The organism is Kribbella sp. NPDC006257 (assembly GCF_040613535.1).
Lineage (GTDB): Bacteria > Actinomycetota > Actinomycetes > Propionibacteriales > Kribbellaceae > Kribbella.
The window spans coordinates 71,058-86,171 of the sequence record NZ_JBEXSJ010000038.1 but is presented as its reverse complement, the minus strand read 5'-3'; the positions used below and the strand labels follow the sequence as shown (position 1 = coordinate 86,171).

Below are 15,114 nucleotides of genomic sequence, written 5' to 3'. Positions count from 1 at the left end.
GTGGCGCGGGCAGGCTGTGCGGATTATCCGGCCGACGCTGGGTCAGCTGTTCAAGCTGTTCGCGCCGACCGGGCAGTTCCCGGACTTCCTCACGCCCGAGGTCGGCGCGCCGGGGCTGGACGCGGCGATCGACGTACTGATGGATGCGCCGGTAGAGCTCATCCAGGACGAGCTCGGGCCGTGGATACCGCAGCCGGATCGGTTCATGCAGGGCCTGCTGGCCGGCCGGGCGGGGGCACGGCGCGCGCTCGGCAACGCCGTACGGGCGTTTCATTCCGAGGTCCTTGCGCCTGCTGCCGCTGAGCTGGAGCAGCATCACGGCGCCGACCTCGCGATCAGGTCGCGGTCCCTGCTGCATGGTGGGCTCGACCAGTTGCTCGGGACGCTGCACCCCGACATCAGTTGGTCCGGGCAGACGCTGACGACGTACGGATCGGACTGCTCGCCTGTGTACGACACGCAGCTGAACGGCCGCGGCATCCAGCTCTACCCGTCACCCCTCACGACCGAATGCCTGCTCCTCGACCTGCCGCATCGCCGCCCGGTCCTCGTCTATCCCTGCGCCGAACTCCCCCTTGCGGATCTCGACGACACCACGGACGCCCTGGCCGACCTGCTGGGCCGCACCCGAGCCGCCGTACTCCGAACCCTCACCGCGTCCGCCAGCACCACCCAGCTGGCCCGCCGCACCGGCATCTCCCTCGCCTCAGCCAGCGAACACGCCCGCGTACTACGCAACGCCGGCCTCATCACCACCCACCGAACAGCCGGCACCGCCCACCACTCCCTCACCCCCACCGCCCACCGCCTCCTCACCACTCCCACCGCAATCCACCTCACCAACCGCCTAGGCAAGGCATGACCTCCAGCCGCGAGCCAAAGCCGCGATGAGAACCCTCCGCTGGCTGTTCCTTGTCGGACCGTGCCGTCTCTACCTGTACGGCGAAGCCTCGCTGAGGCCGAGCCGTCTTCACACGCGCGTCCGTCCGAGGAGCTCGGCTGGCGGCGTCGAGGTCGCGATCCGCTCGTTCCTGCTTCCCTGGCAGGCTTCTTCGCCCTGATGGCGATCTTCTTCCTCGGCCCACTCCGACATCACCTTCGACCGCACCCTGACCCTCACCTCCACCACCCTCGCCGCCATCAGCGTCCTCGCCTACCTGCTAGGCCGAAACGCCGTCCAGCCCCAGAAACTGGGGCATCCCGGGGCAGATCGATCTGCCCCAGGAAAATGAGGGACAGTTGGTGATCCGGGTCGTATAGTTGGCGATGCGCGGGACAGAATAGTCCCCCGAAGTGGACCCGGCAGCCTACCGGACGGTGGGCGAGCCGGGTCTCGCGTTTCATGTCGGTCGCAGCTGGCAGTACGGCGACACGCGCCGCCGCCAATCGCCGCCCTTCATCCAGGACCAGGCGACCGCATCCGGAATCCACAAGAGCGGATCTGCCGCTGTCGGGCGCCGACATCGTGCCGTTGTGTCTGATAGAGGTCCACCAGCAGGTGGAATGCGCTGATCGTGGCCAGGATCTTCTTTCGTCGGGCATCACTTTCGTTGTTGAAGTGCAAGTGTTCCTGGCCTGGTAGGAGAAGGGCTCGGAGGGCTTTGCGGTTGACGTTGAGGTCGCCTGCAGGGCAGCGCGCGGCGGCCATCAGGAGACCCTTTGCTTTGGTCTCGTCGACGAAGACGTGGATTGGCATGCGTGGATCCCCCAGGCGAACGGACTGCAAAGGTCGACCGTTGCCTGAGGGAAGCCTTGTGGCGTTGGGGATTTGAGGGGCAGGGCGGGGCAGTTGCAAATGCCCGGCGGGCACCGGGAAGGCCCGGCGCCCGCCGTTTTGTCGGAGGGTTAGTTGCGGGTGATGGTGAAAGTGGTGGTGGTGTTGCGGATGTCGGTGGCGTTGTTGGTGAGGGTCAGGTTGGTGAAGGTGACGTTGCCTACGGCGGGGCCCTGGTTGGGTTCGGGGAGTTCGTTGGCCCAGATGCCGAAGCCGGACTTGGCGTCGAAGGCGTCGCCGCTCTTCTGGGCGCCGGAGATGGTGACGTTGGTCAGGATCGTGTCGGCGACCGGGAACTGCGGTTGCCCGCCGACGTAGTTGGTCTGGAACATGATCCCGGAGTACGTCGGATCGACGATGTCCACATCAGAGACTCTGATGCCCTGGAAGATCTTCGAAGCGGAGAAGATCCAGATTCCCGGGAACGTCTGGTTGCCCCAGAAGTGCCCGCCGGATCGCACCACGGAGATGTTCTGGAACTGCGTCGGCGGGGTCGCGCCGAAGCCGTTCATCGGGATGCCGAAGTCGAGCGAGCTGATCGTGATCCCGGAGTACACCAGCATGTCCGCGACGTACAGGTTGCGGAAGATGTTGTTGGTGCCGCCGTAGACCGCGAAGCCGGCCGCCCGCCAGGTCAGCGTCGCCGAGAGGTTCTCGAAGACGTTGTCCCGGACCTCGCCGCCACCGTTGTCGGTCGCGTTGAAGAGGGCGAACGAGTCGTCACCGGTGGACCGGGCGTCGTTGTTGCTGACCGTGTTGCCGGCCGACCCGTTCGTCATGTTGATGCCGTCGGCAAAGGTGTCCCGGATCCGCGAGTTCTTGATCGTGGAGTTGTCGGTGTTCGCACCCCAGTACATGCAGATCATGTGCTCGACCCACACGTTGTCGATCGTCATGTTCGACGTACCGGCGAAGTTGAACACCTTGCCCGGGCCGTCGATCCGCGAGGTGTAGTTGCCGAAGTACGAGAAGCCGCTGAACGTCGACCCGTTCGCGCTCGACTGCGAGTCGATGCCGACATCGCTGTTCTCCTGCGTCGATGGCGCGTGGAACTTGGTGTACCAAGGTCCGGCCCCGACCACCTTGATCGGCTTGCCGTAGACGTTGAACTTGCCCGTCGTCTGGTAGTCACCGGCCGGCAGATAAACCCCTGTCAGCGTGGTGTCCTGACGCACCTTGTCGAACGCGTTCTGCACGTCCTGCTGGGTGAAACCAGCCGGTACGGCGTATCCGGCGCCCGGGTTGGCGATCGGCGCCACCTGCTCGGTGTCGACGAAGTCGATCGAGTAGTTGGTGGTGTTCGCCGGGTCCTTCTGCAGCTTGATCTTGGTCCCGGCGGGGAAGGAGGAGTCGAGCATGATGCTCGCCTCGTCGTAGATGTGGCGCGCCTGGCCGCCGGGGGAGTTGCCCGGTCCGGCTTCCGCGCCGTACAGCCAGCTGTACTTCGAGGTCAGCGGCAACGCCTTGTGGAAGGTGCCGTTGACGTACACGTTGATGGTCGAATCGATCCCGCCACCACCGGAGGAGTCCGGGATGGAGAACCGGGTGACCAGGGTGTTCGTGCTCGCCCGGGTGGTGAACTCGACGAACGAACCGTTCGAGTTCAGCGTGACCGCCTTGCGGCCGGAGGCCTCGCCGGCGAGGTCGCCGATGGTCCGGTTCGGGCCGATCACGGTCGCGCCGCCGCCAACCGAGGCGTCCTCGGCCTCGAGGTGGTCGTACGGCATGTTCGCGCCGCGGCCGACGAACAGCGGCTTCTCGCTGGTGTTGTTCGTCCGCTTCACCGGCAGTTCGTTCGCGTCGTCGGCCAGTACGACGCGAACCGTGTAGCGGCCGTTCGCGGCCGGCCAGGTGCCGAGGCTGATCGGCGCAGTGGTGGCGCCGGCCGCAATCGCACCGGAGTACGAGCCGGTCAGTGTCCGTACGACGGTTGAGCCGTTCAGCACCGTCAACGTGATCCCGTGTGCACCGGAAGCCGAGGCGATGCTGCCCTGGTTCTTGATGGCGACCGAGAATGTCACGGTGTTGCCGGCCGACGGGTTGCCTGGCGACCAGCTGACCGAGGATGCGATCAGGTCAGAACTCGCGACCGGTGTGACCACCAGCGGGGTCGCGCTGTTGGCCGTGTTGTTGGAGTCGTTCTGCTCGATGACACTGTTGCCTTCGTCAACCTTTGCGCTGACCGGGTAGCTGCCCGCGTCACGAGCGCCGATCGACGCGGTGACCGTCGTGGAAGCACCTGCTGCCAAGGCGGAGACGGCGGCGGTGCCGACCTTGGTGGTGCCGAGGTAGAAGTTCACGCCGGACGCCGGGGAGGCCGCGTTGCCGGTGTTGTTCACCGTTGCGCGCAAGGTGATCGCGTCGGTCTCGACCGGTGAGGCCGGTGTCCAGGCGACGCCCGAGACGGTCAGGTCCGGGTTCGGGGCGGGGACGCCCATCACCTGGAGTTCGGCCACCTGGCCGGCCGGTGCACCGGTGTTGGCGGTGAAGTTCAGCCGTACGTCGGCCACTCGCGCGCTGACCGGGATCGTCACGGTGTTGCCGGTCGACGGGCTGAAGTTGTACGCCGCCGAGCCGACGATCGTGGTGAACCCGGTCGCGCTCTGCTCGCGGCCGAGGATCGAGAAGGTCTGGGTGCGGTTGCCCCACGCGGAGTCCGGGTTCAGCCGGATCACGATCGAGCTGAGGTCCGCGTTCGCGCCGAGCTGGGTGGTCAGCGTGGCCGGGTTGGCGTTGCCCTCCCAGTAGGTCTGGACGTTGTCGTCGTTCGCGTTGGTGGCGACGAAGGTGAAGACCGAACCGGACGCGGTGATCGGCTTGCCGACGGCGAGGTTGCTGCCGGGACCGCCGCTACCGGGCCGGGTGACTGTGTTGCTATTCGGTGATTGGTTGCCAGCGGCATCCTTCGCGCGGACGTAGTAGCTGACCGCCGTACTGGCCGGCTGGGTGTCGGTGTAGGTGAGCACGTTGCCCGCGACGCTGGTCCGGAGCGCCCCGTTCGCGTACACGTCGTACCCGGTGACGCCGACGTTGTCCGTCGAAGCGTTCCAGGTGAGCCGGATCTGACCGGCAGCCGGTTCGGTGTAGGCCAGGCTGCCCGGGGCGGTGGGAGCCTGGGTGTCACCGGTGGCCGGGCCGTAGACCTCGAGCTCGGACAGCTGACCCGCGGGCCAGCCGGTGTTGGCGGTGATCAGGATCCGGATGTACCGGGTGGTGGAGGCGCCGTAGTCGATGGTCGCGGTGTTGTTCGGGGTGTTGAACGCACGCGATGCGGAGGCGGACAGGTCGTTGAAGTTCTGGCCGTCGGTGCTGCCCTGGACGGCGAGGGTCTGGTTGCGGGAGCCCCAGCCCGAGGTCGGCAGCTTCAGCACCACCTGGTTGGTGCTCACCGAGGAGCCGAGGTCGACCTGGACCCACTGCGGGAAGGCGTTGTTGTTGCTCTCCCAATAGGTGCCCTGGTTGCCGTCGGTCACGTTGCCCGAGGTGTAGTTCTGGGTGTTGCTGCTCGCCGAGGCCGACTTGCCGGCCGCGAGGTTGGGTCCGGCCAGGACGGCGGCCGAGGCGGTGGTCCCGGGCGCTGCCGCGGAGATCATCGGGCCGGCCGACAGCGCCAGGCTGCCGGCGAGCAACGCGGCCAGCAGCCGCCACTTCTGGGATTTGGTTCTCATGGCATCCGGGCCTCTCCTGGTGGGCGGGTGGTGAGGAGATCCAGCTGCCAAGAAATTGCACGGTTGCTCTGAAAGTTTCTTAGAGTTTGTCAACTTCTTGCGCAGCGCTGGCTCATTGTTACGGCAGCGCTACGCGAGCGTCAACGGTTCGTCACGTGGCTGTTCCTCCGAGCGGGGAATCCGGCCCGGCTTCAGGCGGGAATTTTGATCCGGCCGAGCAGCAGGCTGCCGCCGGCCAGATTGCGGACGACGACGTACAGCTGGTCGCCGTGTAGCGCGAACCGGTCGCCGAAGGCCGCGGTACTGACCGAGCCGTCCGGCTTGACCAACCGGATCTCGAAACCGCGCAGGTTCTCCAGCACCGCCCGCTGTCCGGCGGTGTGCTCACCGGCCCAGTCGTAGTTGCCGCCTGCAGGCGGTTTGCCGCTCCCGTTCATGGTTGCGACAGCCAGTAGATCGCCGCTGGCCGACAAGCCGGTGATGAGATTGCCGACCTTCCGCACGTCACCCTCGCGGGTGAAGGGCGCCGGGGCCACCGGCAGGCCGTCGGGGGTGCCTTCGGCGAGCTCGCGCAGCGATCCGTCGGGCGTGACGGCCAGGATCGTCCGGGCGGACGCGCCCGACGTCAGGTCGGTGGTGGCGAGCACGATCGTGCCGTCCGGCCGGGCGGCGAGTTCCGGGACGTGCATCGCCGCTGTCGTACCCCAGTCCAGCGCCTTGCCGCTCGCCGGTGGATGGACTGCGGCCGGCGTCGCCTCCTGGGCGGCGCCGAGATCGGTGAATCGGGTGGCCCGGCCGGCGATCGTGCGGACGGTGCCGTCCGCTTCGAGCCGTCGGATCAGCACGCCGGCCGTTCCTCGCGTGCTGACGTCCACGGCGAACACGAGCCGGCCCTGCGGATCGACAGTCAAAGCGCTGAAGACGCCGATCGACCGGTTGCCAGGAGCCACTGCCCCGGCGTTGTAGGTGATCACCGGCTGCCGGCTGCCGTCCGGCCGGATCCGGTAGATGGCGTCCTTCTTCTCCTCACCCCAGTAGAGATTCACGTACACCGACCCGTCCGGCCCGACCGCGAGCTGGGTGCCGATGTGCCGCCCGTTCAGCAGGCTGATCGTGGCGTGGGTGCCGTCCGGACGGATCCGCTCGAGTCTCGCGGTAGCACCGTCCGACATCAGCAGGTACGCCGTACCGTCCGGTGCCACCTCCAGATCGCGCACCGTGCCGCTCAGTTCGAGGTCCACCGCCCGCTCGGCCGAGGCGCTCTTCCCACCCCCGGCGAGAATCTCGAATGCCTGCCCGGCTGGGCCTTTCGGCGCGTCCACCGGTGCGCCCTTCGTGCATCCGGTGATGGACAAGAACAGAACCACTGTCGCCGCAAGCAATCGATTCACGAGCGGCCACGCTAGTTGGCGGCTGGGTCAGCGGGAGGTGTCTGAGGTGAACCAGCGGGTCGGGCGGAAGGTGAAGAGGGTGACGATGTTCTCCGGGTCGCCGAGCTCGGTCTGGACGTAGCCCTGGGCGTGCTCCTCCGGCATGTAGCGCCGGGCGATGGTGAGCATCTGCTCGGGTGTGGGCTTCCCGACCTCGACCAGTTCGGCCTCGACGGTCACGTACGCCGGTGGCATCTGCTCGCGTTGCACCACGAGCGTCACCACGCCGGCCTCCTTGATCAGCTCGATCCGCTTCGGCGCCCGCCGCTGCGTGCCGGTGAACATCGTGATCTCACCGCCCGGCTCGTACGCATAGAACGTCGGAACGCTCGTCGGCGGCCGCCCTGGACCGCCCGCCACACTCAGGACGCCCACGTGGGTGCCGGCCAGGAACTCTTCGCGCTCTTGCTCGGTCATCTTCGCCATGCACTAAGCTTCATAAAAACAAGTAAGCTTTGTCAAGTGGAGTAGACTGAGACGTCTGTAAAGGGAGGAAGAGCAGGAATATGACGACGAAGACCTACGGCCAGTACTGCGGGGTCGCCCGCGCGCTCGAACTCGTCGGGGAACGGTGGGCGTTGCTGATCGTCCGGGACCTCCTGGTCGGCCCGAAGCGCTACACGGACCTGCGCGCCGGGCTGCCGAAGATCCCGACGAACGTGCTGGCCACCCGGCTCAAGGAATTCGAAGAAGCCGGGCTGGTCGAGCGCCGGCTCGAAGCACGGGCGGTCGTCTATGAACTCACGTCGTACGGCGCGGACCTCGAGCCCGTCGTGCTGGCGCTCGGGGCGTGGGGTGCGCGGTCGCTGGGGGAGCTGAGGCCGGGGGAGATCATCACCCCGGACATCCTGGTGATGGCGCTGCGCTCGACGTTCCGGCCGGGCAAGGAGCGCGCGAAGTACGAGCTGCGGTTCGGCGAGATCGTCATCCACGCGATCGTCGACCGCGACGAGCTCACTGTGGAGACCGGACCGCTGGAGAACGCCACTGTGGTGGAGGCGTTCGCGCCGATCGGGCCGCTCCTCACCGGCGCGATCGACGGCGCCGAGGCACTCAGAACAGGCCTGATGAAAACGGGCGGAACGGCCGAGGATCTCGACCGTTTCGCCCGTCTTTTCCGGATCGGCTGACCGATCAGTGCTTGCCGGGGCCTTCCGCGCCGGCGCCGGTGAGGGCGCGGACGGAGAGCTCGTTGTAGCGGTTCTCGCTGGACTTGTCGCGACCCAGGTAGGTCCCGACGACGCCGAAGAGGAAGCCGAGCGGGATCGAGATGATGCCCGGGTTCGACAGCGGGAACCAGGCGAAGTCGGCGCCGGTGATCATCGACGTCGGCTTGCCGGAGACGACCGGTGAGAAGACCACCAGCACGACGGCGGAGATCAGGCCGCCGTAGATGCTCCAGACCGCGCCCGAGGTGTTGAACTTCTTCCAGAACAGGTTGAACAGCAACGCAGGCAGGTTCGCTGAGGCCGCAACCGCGAAGGCCAGCGCGACCAGGAACGCGATGTTCAGCTTCTGGGCCGGGATCGCCAGCCCGATCGCGACCGCGCCGATCCCGATCGCCGCGAACCGGGCCACCTTGATCTCGTTCTTCTCGGTGACCTTGCCCTTGGCAATCACATTGACGTAGAGGTCGTGCGCGAACGAGGACGCCGAGGTCAGCGTCAGGCCGGCGACCACCGCGAGGATGGTGGCGAAGGCAACGGCCGCGATCAGCGCGAGCAGGATCGCACCGCCGATCGAGTCCGCCCCGCCACCGACGACTTCGGCCAGCAGCACCGAAGCGGTGTTGCCCTTCGAGGCGGCGACCGCGCTGCCCTTGCCGGTGTCCAGCAGCGCCGCGGCGCCGAAGCCCAGGGCCAGCGTCATCAGGTAGAACGCGCCGATCAGGCCGATCGCCCACTGCACCGACCGCCGCGCGGAGCGGGAGTCCGGCACGGTGTAGAAGCGGATCAGGATGTGCGGCAGACCCGCCGTACCGAGGACCAGCGCCAGGCCGAGCGACAGGAAGTCGATCTGGCCGGTCAGGTCCTTGCCGTAGAGCAGACCGGGCTGCAGGAACGCCTCGCCCTTGCCCGAGTGGGCCGCGGCCGCACCGAGCAGCTTCGACGGGTTGAAGTCGAACTTCAGCAGCACCAGGAAGGTGATCAGCAGCGTGCCGGACATCAGCAGCACGGCTTTGACGATCTGCACCCAGGTGGTGCCGCGCATGCCGCCGATCGTCACGTAGACGATCATCAGCGCGCCGACCAGCACGATCACCGCGGCCTTCACGCCGTCGCCCTTGACGCCGAGCAGCAGGCCGACGAGCGAGCCCGCACCGACCATCTGGGCGAGCAGGTAGAAGATCGACACGACGATCGTCGAGGTCGATGCGGCGGTCCGGACCGGCCGCTGCTTCATCCGGAAGGCCAGCTGGTCGGCCATCGTGAACCGGCCGGAGTTCCGGAGCAGTTCGGCGACCAGCAGCAGGGCCACCAGCCAGGCGACCAGGAAGCCGATCGAGTAGAGGAAGCCGTCGTACCCGTAGAGGGCGATCTGGCCGGAGATGCCCAGGAAGGAGGCTGCCGACATGTAGTCGCCGGCCACCGCCAGGCCGTTCTGGGCGCCGCTGAAGGAGCGGCCGCCGGCGTAGTAGTCCGCCGTGGTCTTGTTCTGCCGGGACGCCCACCAGGTGATGTACAGCGTCACGGCAACGACCGCGGTGAACAGCGAGATGGTCAGGGCCTGGTTGCCGGGCTCCGAGTCGGCCAGTGGCAGCAGTAGCGCGGTCACCTTCTACGCTCCCTCTTGTACTTGGCGTTCAGCCCGCTCGCCAGCGGGTCGAGCTTGCGGTTCGCGAACCGGCCGTAGACGGCGGCGATCACGAAGGTCGAGACGAACTGCAGCAGGCCGAAGATCAGCGCCACGTTGACGTGCCCGATCACCTTGTGACTCATGAAGTCACGGGCCCAGTTGTTGCAGGCCACATATGCCAGGTACCAGGCCATGAACGCGATCGTCCACGGCACGACGAAGTTCTTGTACCGGCGCTTCAGCTCGGTGAAGTCCGCCGCCTCATGCACCGCTTCATAGGCCCGAGCCTCTCGCTCGTGCCCCGCTTCCTCATCCACCATCTGCACTCCTCGAGTGGGATTGCGATCAGGTGCACGTTAGCGGCTGGTTGCACGTTTGTGACCGAATGCGACGGCAACAATTCGGGTGCAAAAAGTTGACAACCCCGCTCAGAGCGGCGGAGCGAGTGGTGCGTCGAGGGTTCGCTGGTAGTTGGCGAGGTCGCTCGGGCGGGCCCGGTAGCAGCTCGTCAGGTACGGCATCCGGAGCGGCTCGGGCGGCCGGGCGGTGCTGTCGTAGATCGCGTCGATCTGCTCGAGCACGGCGTCCCGGCGCGATTCGGTCAGCACGGCGACCCGCGAATGCGACTGGGCCAGTTGCCGCAGGCCGGTCCGGTCCAGGTCGTGCCAGTGCCGGAACCGGGCCGTCTCCACCATCGCGAAAAGGTCCGACTGGAGCAGGATCGGCATCGGGTCGAACTTGTCGGCGCCGGGCAGCGCCTCCTCGCCCATCATCGCCCGGTGGATCCGGCGGACCCAGGGGACGACCGTGTCGTGGTTGTTCCAGAGCAGCCCGAGGACGCCGTGCGGGCGGAGTACGCGGGCGATCTCCGGCAATGCCCGGGCGTGCTCGAACCAGTGGAAGGCCTGCCCGACGATCACCGCGTCGACCGAGGCATGCGCCAGCGGGATGGACTCGGCCGCGCCGACCATCGTGTCCACCCCGGGGATCCGGCGGCAGACCGACAGCATCTCTTCGGACGGATCGACCGCCACCACGTCGTGCCCGAGCCCGGCGGCGACGGCCGCCAGCTTGCCGGTACCCGCCCCGAGATCGAGGATCTGGAGCCGCCCGGGACCGAGGATCCAGGTCAGCGCGTCGGCAGGGAACGTCGGCCGGCCCGCGTCGTACGCGGCCGCGACGGCACCGAACGAGTGCGCGCGAGCTGATTCATCGGTGGTCATCACCGTAAATCATGCCGTAGGCACGCCCCGCAGCGTCGTTACTCGCCGAGCTTCTTCTGTTCGATGTGCTCGTTGAGCGCGTGCAGCTCCGGATGCTTGTCCATGATCGCGACCAGATCGTGCACGTTCAGCTCCGCCGCGCCGAAGTCCTCGATCAGCGTGGCGAGCAGTTTCCGGTCGTCCTCGGTGTCCAGCGTGAGCCGGTACTGCGCACCGCTCTCGGTCCACGGCATGTTCACCAGCCGCATGTCGCCGGTCCGGTTCTGGTGCAGGTACGCCGTGACGTGCTCGCGGTCGGCCGGCAGCGTCGCGTCGGTGTCGGCCCGGAGCAGCCGCGGACCGGAGAAGATCTCGTAGTCCATCCCGCGCGGGTAGGTCCGCTCGAGGCAGTTCGACACGTACAGGTTCTCGGCGGCTTCCCGCTCGAACACCTCGACGCCCTCGGCAACGACCTCGGGGTCGATCAGTGGGCAGTCGGAGGTGACCCGGACGACGCCTTCGAGCGCGTGCTCGCGGATCGCGCCGGCGTACCGGCTGAGCACGTCCAGCTCGCTGCCGCGGAACACCGGTACGCCGGCCTTCTCCGCGATCTCCACGATCTGCTCGTCGGCCGCGTTGGTCGTGGTGGCGACGATGACCGGCAGGCCGGTCGCCTGCAGCCGGTCCAGGTGGTGCTCGAGGTACGTCCGGCCGCCGGCGGTGAGCAGCACCTTGGCGGGCAGCCGCGTGCTGGTGGCCCGCGCCTGGGTGATGATGCCGATCTTCATGAGGCAACCTTTGCAGTATTCCAGCGGAACATCTCGCGGATCTCTTCCGGCCGGGCGACGTGGTCGACGCCGAGCTCGAGATCGGTGAACGCCTTCGCCTGGTCGAGCGGGACGTACGCCTGATTCATCTCCGGCCACAGCCGCTTGATCCGCGCCTGGCCGCCGAACGAGGGGTGCTCGTTCTCCAACAGCATAGGGTCACCGTAGACACCGGGCTGCAGGCCGATCGACGCGCCGTACAGAACGGCGGAACTCAGCCGGTTGGAGGCGACCCGCCGGTGCTTGCGGATCTCCTTGAGCTGCTTGAGCAGGAAGTCCTCGTCGGTCTTGCGCCAGTGCAGGCCGCGGTACCCGTGCGTGATCACCCGGAAGCCGGCGTCGGTGTAGACCTTGCGGATGGCCTCGTTCTCGAACTCGTTCCAGTACAGGCAGACCGTGATCGGGCCTGTCTCGTGCTCGTTGATCGAGGCAACGATCCGGCCGTGGTCGCCGAGCACGTTCTGGCCTTCCCAGCCGTGGAACGGATAGAAGATGGTGCCGGCGGCGTCGGTCGCGGGCTTCGCCAGGTCCGGGTAGAGCTCCAGCAGGTAGAGCCAGGCCGCGCCGATCACCTCGTAGTTGCGCAGGCCCATCGACCAGCCGCGCCGGCGGACGGTGTCCGACCAGACGAACTTCGGCATCCCGTCGACGAACGCGGTGTTGTACGCGAACCCGTCCAGAATGTTCCAGCCGTGTTGGAGGTAGCCCCAGATCCGCGGTGCGTCGCCGCCGGGCGTCGGCGCCCCGGCGTACCTGGCCATGATGTGCGCGTGGCCGTAGAAGTGGTTGGCGTGGTGCATCAGCGACCCGTCGTCCGGCGGACGCGCTTCACCACGACCCGCGCCGGGTTCAGCACCGCCTGGCCGATCCGGTAGGGCCGCGACCGGCGGATCCCGTCCAGTTGGCTCTCGAACCAGGACGCCTGCGCGCTCGCGTCGGCCAGCTCCTCGGAGAGCCGGACGATCGTCGCCTGCTGCTCGGCGTACCCGGTCGGTGCCACCGGCTCGTTGCCATCAGCAACGGATGCCCAAAGCTCTTCCGTGACAGTGATTCCGGCCATCGAGGCCAGCCGGGCCGTCACGTCATGAACGCTGCCGGCCCAGGGCTCTCGCGACGCGAACTCCATCGACCGGCGGACGAACCGCGCCAGCTGCGCGACGACCAGGGCGTCCCCGCTGCCGTCAACCGGCTCGCTCTCGCCGAACAGCCGGTACGCCGTACCGTCGACCAGCACGTTGTCGGGCGAAGCGAGTGCCGCCACATCGAGGGACCGCAGCCAGGCGACGTAGTCAGGCACCGTACGCCGAAGTGCCGCGTGGTCGTCGATCTTCAACGCAGCCAGGAGAATCTCCTCCAGCAGCACACCAGGACCCTCCGGCACCTCACCCAGTACGCCGGGGAGGTCGGTGCTGCCGACGGCGAAGTACCACCCGGGAGCCAGCTCGGCACCAAGTCCTGCTGCGAAGGCGTCCTGCACCACGCGGTACGGATCCATCAGTGTCATGTCGGGGTACAGCTCGGCGACAGACCTAGCCGCGACTACGCCGGCCAGCGAGTTGCTGGCGTCAACCACCGCGACCTTCGCCTCGACCAGCGAGGGGTAGACCGCGTACGCCGTACCGGAGTCACCTAGTGCGGCTTGGACTGCCTTGAGGCCAGCAGGTGCTTCAAGACTCCCGCGGATGTCCCGGGGCCAGGCCTCGTCGGACGGAACGGTGTTGCTCACACCTGGGAGCACCAGGCGCTCGATGCCGAAGGGGTTTGCCGCGGCGATCAGCAGCTGTCCTTGCGGAGCCAGCCGGGACTTCAAAGCCGCGAGTGCATCGGCCCAGGAGAGGACGAGAGTGTCCGGACCGACCAGGCGCGGTAGACCGTCGAGGGCCACCACAACGTCGTACTGCGGCTCGCCGTGCTCCGGGCCGAAGTGGTCGAGGGATCCGCAGAACACGCGCACGGGGTCGCTCTCGAGCTGGTCGGCGATCTCCTCGGCATCCGGCGCGGACCGGACCAGCACGTCGACCGAGGTGACCCGGCCGGCGATCAGGGCCAGCACGTCGAGCGAGTGCGGTCCGGCGACCAGGACCTTGTGGTCCGGCCGCAGGACCGCATCGAGCAGGCTCGACGGGATCGGCCCGCCGGTGGCGGGTGCCCCGTCCTCCGGGTGCAGATCGGACCAGTTGAGCATCTCCCCGGCGATCATCACCGACCGCGCCAGCGGCTCGCCGCCGGAGTCTTGCGAGGACCGATCAGGTGTCACAGTGGTCAATTCTCTGACTTTCCACAGGGTGAAGTTAGGAGACCAGCTTCGTGAGGGTCTCGATGACCCGGTCGACGTCGCTGTCGGTCAGGTCCGGGTACATCGGCAGCGAGATCTCCTCGCGGTAGAACTGCTCCGCGTTCGGGCACAGGCCGCGCTGGTAGCCCGCGTTCGCGAAGACCGGGTGCCAGTGGACCGGGATGTAGTTCACCTGGACCAGGATGCCCGCTGCCCGCAGACCGTCGAACACCTCGCGGCGACGGCCGCCGAGCACGCGCACCGGGTAGAGGTGCCAGGCCGGGTCGACGTTGTCGCGCTGGGCCGGCCTCCGGAGGCCGTCGACGCCCGCGAGCGCCTCGTTGTAGCGCGCGGTGATCTCGGTGCGGCGCTTCTTGAAGTCGGCGAGCCGCTTGAGCTGGGACAGCCCGAGGGCGCTGGCGATGTCGGTCAGCCGGTAGTTCAGGCCGTGCTCGTGGACCTCGTAGTACCAGGAGCCCTCGTCGGAGGTCTCGAACCGCTCGGCATCGCGGACCACGCCGATGTGGTGGAACTCGTGCGCCAGCTGGGCGACCGCCGGGTCCTTGGCGACGACGGCGCCGCCCTCACCGGTGGTCAGGTTCTTGGTCGGGAAGAAGGACAGCGTCGTCACGTCGGCCAGGTCGCCGACCGGACGGCCCTTGTAGAAACCCCCGACCGAGTGCGCGGCGTCGTCCAGTGTCTTCGCGCCGACCCGGTCCGCGATCGGTTGCAGGGCGTCGTAGTCGGCCGGGTGACCCGCGTAGTCGACGGCCGCGATCACCTTGGTGCGGTCGGTGACGACCGCCTCCACCGCGGCCGGGTCGATCAGCGCGGTGTCCTCCTCGACGTCCGCGAAGACGATCTTGGCGCCCAGCAGCGCGGCGCAGGAGGCGGTGGCGACGAACGTCATCGGCGTGGTGACGACCTCGTCACCGGGGCCGACGCGCAGACCGGCGTACGCCATGTGCAGCGCCGCGGTTCCCGACGTGCAGGAGACCGCCCGGTGCCCACCGGTCAGCTCGGAGATCGCGTTCTCGAACGCGGTCACCGCCGGGCCGGTGGTCAGCCAGTCACCGCGCAGGATCGCGGAGACCGCTTCGATGTCTTCTTCGGAGATCGACTGACGTCCGTAGGGCAGCATC

At 67.6% G+C, this 15,114-nt stretch carries 14 protein-coding genes; 2 read left to right on the top strand and 12 right to left on the bottom strand.

Going from position 1 to position 15,114, the window contains the following annotated elements; genetic code table 11:
• A partial coding sequence (locus ABZ004_RS33470; protein ID WP_355685289.1) for a winged helix-turn-helix domain-containing protein occupies nt 1-862 on the top strand: 862 nt, incomplete at its 5' end.
• A 108-nt stretch (nt 863-970) separates the two neighbouring features.
• Here ABZ004_RS33470 and ABZ004_RS33465 read toward each other — a convergent pair.
• The 5 genes from ABZ004_RS33465 to ABZ004_RS33445 form a co-directional block, all read right to left on the bottom strand.
• Nucleotides 971-1,120, bottom strand: coding sequence for a hypothetical protein (locus tag ABZ004_RS33465; protein ID WP_355685287.1), 150 nt, complete (start codon nt 1,118-1,120; stop codon nt 971-973).
• Between the two features lie 276 nt (nt 1,121-1,396).
• A complete protein-coding gene (locus ABZ004_RS33460) occupies nt 1,397-1,696 on the bottom strand; it encodes a hypothetical protein (protein ID WP_355685286.1) in 300 nt (99 codons plus the stop codon).
• Between the two features lie 149 nt (nt 1,697-1,845).
• A complete protein-coding gene (locus ABZ004_RS33455) occupies nt 1,846-5,442 on the bottom strand; it encodes a discoidin domain-containing protein (protein ID WP_355685284.1) in 3,597 nt (1,198 codons plus the stop codon).
• 191 nt (nt 5,443-5,633) lie between these two features.
• Entirely contained in the window at nt 5,634-6,833 is a 1,200-nt protein-coding gene (locus ABZ004_RS33450; protein WP_355685282.1) for a hypothetical protein, read from the bottom strand.
• Between the two features lie 27 nt (nt 6,834-6,860).
• Entirely contained in the window at nt 6,861-7,298 is a 438-nt protein-coding gene (locus ABZ004_RS33445; RefSeq protein WP_355685281.1) for a pyridoxamine 5'-phosphate oxidase, read from the bottom strand.
• A gap of 80 nt (nt 7,299-7,378) precedes the next feature.
• Between ABZ004_RS33445 and ABZ004_RS33440 the strand changes: the two genes are divergently transcribed.
• Complete coding sequence (locus tag ABZ004_RS33440) at nt 7,379-8,002, top strand: helix-turn-helix domain-containing protein (RefSeq protein WP_355685279.1); 624 nt, start codon at nt 7,379-7,381, stop codon at nt 8,000-8,002.
• 4 nt (nt 8,003-8,006) lie between these two features.
• Here ABZ004_RS33440 and ABZ004_RS33435 read toward each other — a convergent pair whose 3' ends face one another.
• The 7 genes from ABZ004_RS33435 to pseC all read right to left on the bottom strand — a co-directional run bounded on the left by ABZ004_RS33435 (nt 8,007) and on the right by pseC (nt 15,113).
• Entirely contained in the window at nt 8,007-9,647 is a 1,641-nt protein-coding gene (locus ABZ004_RS33435; protein WP_355685277.1) for a cation acetate symporter, read from the bottom strand.
• Nucleotides 9,644-9,988: a DUF485 domain-containing protein gene (locus tag ABZ004_RS33430; protein ID WP_355685276.1), complete on the bottom strand. Its 345-nt coding sequence runs from the start codon at nt 9,986-9,988 to the stop codon at nt 9,644-9,646. Before ABZ004_RS33430 ends, ABZ004_RS33435 begins: the two co-directional genes overlap by 4 nt.
• Before the next feature lie 108 nt (nt 9,989-10,096).
• Nucleotides 10,097-10,891: a class I SAM-dependent methyltransferase gene (locus ABZ004_RS33425; RefSeq protein WP_355685274.1), complete on the bottom strand. Its 795-nt coding sequence runs from the start codon at nt 10,889-10,891 to the stop codon at nt 10,097-10,099.
• Nucleotides 10,892-10,929: 38 nt separating this feature from the next.
• Nucleotides 10,930-11,658: a glycosyltransferase family protein gene (locus ABZ004_RS33420; protein ID WP_355685273.1), complete on the bottom strand. Its 729-nt coding sequence runs from the start codon at nt 11,656-11,658 to the stop codon at nt 10,930-10,932.
• Nucleotides 11,655-12,497: a hypothetical protein gene (locus tag ABZ004_RS33415; RefSeq protein ID WP_355685271.1), complete on the bottom strand. Its 843-nt coding sequence runs from the start codon at nt 12,495-12,497 to the stop codon at nt 11,655-11,657. The genes ABZ004_RS33420 and ABZ004_RS33415 overlap by 4 nt, the downstream gene beginning before the upstream one ends.
• Nucleotides 12,497-13,954, bottom strand: coding sequence for a hypothetical protein (locus tag ABZ004_RS33410; protein ID WP_355685269.1), 1,458 nt, complete (start codon nt 13,952-13,954; stop codon nt 12,497-12,499). The genes ABZ004_RS33415 and ABZ004_RS33410 overlap by 1 nt, the downstream gene beginning before the upstream one ends.
• A gap of 34 nt (nt 13,955-13,988) precedes the next feature.
• Entirely contained in the window at nt 13,989-15,113 is a 1,125-nt protein-coding gene (pseC, locus tag ABZ004_RS33405) for a UDP-4-amino-4,6-dideoxy-N-acetyl-beta-L-altrosamine transaminase (protein ID WP_355685267.1), read from the bottom strand.
• Nucleotide 15,114: the final 1 nt, after the last annotated feature.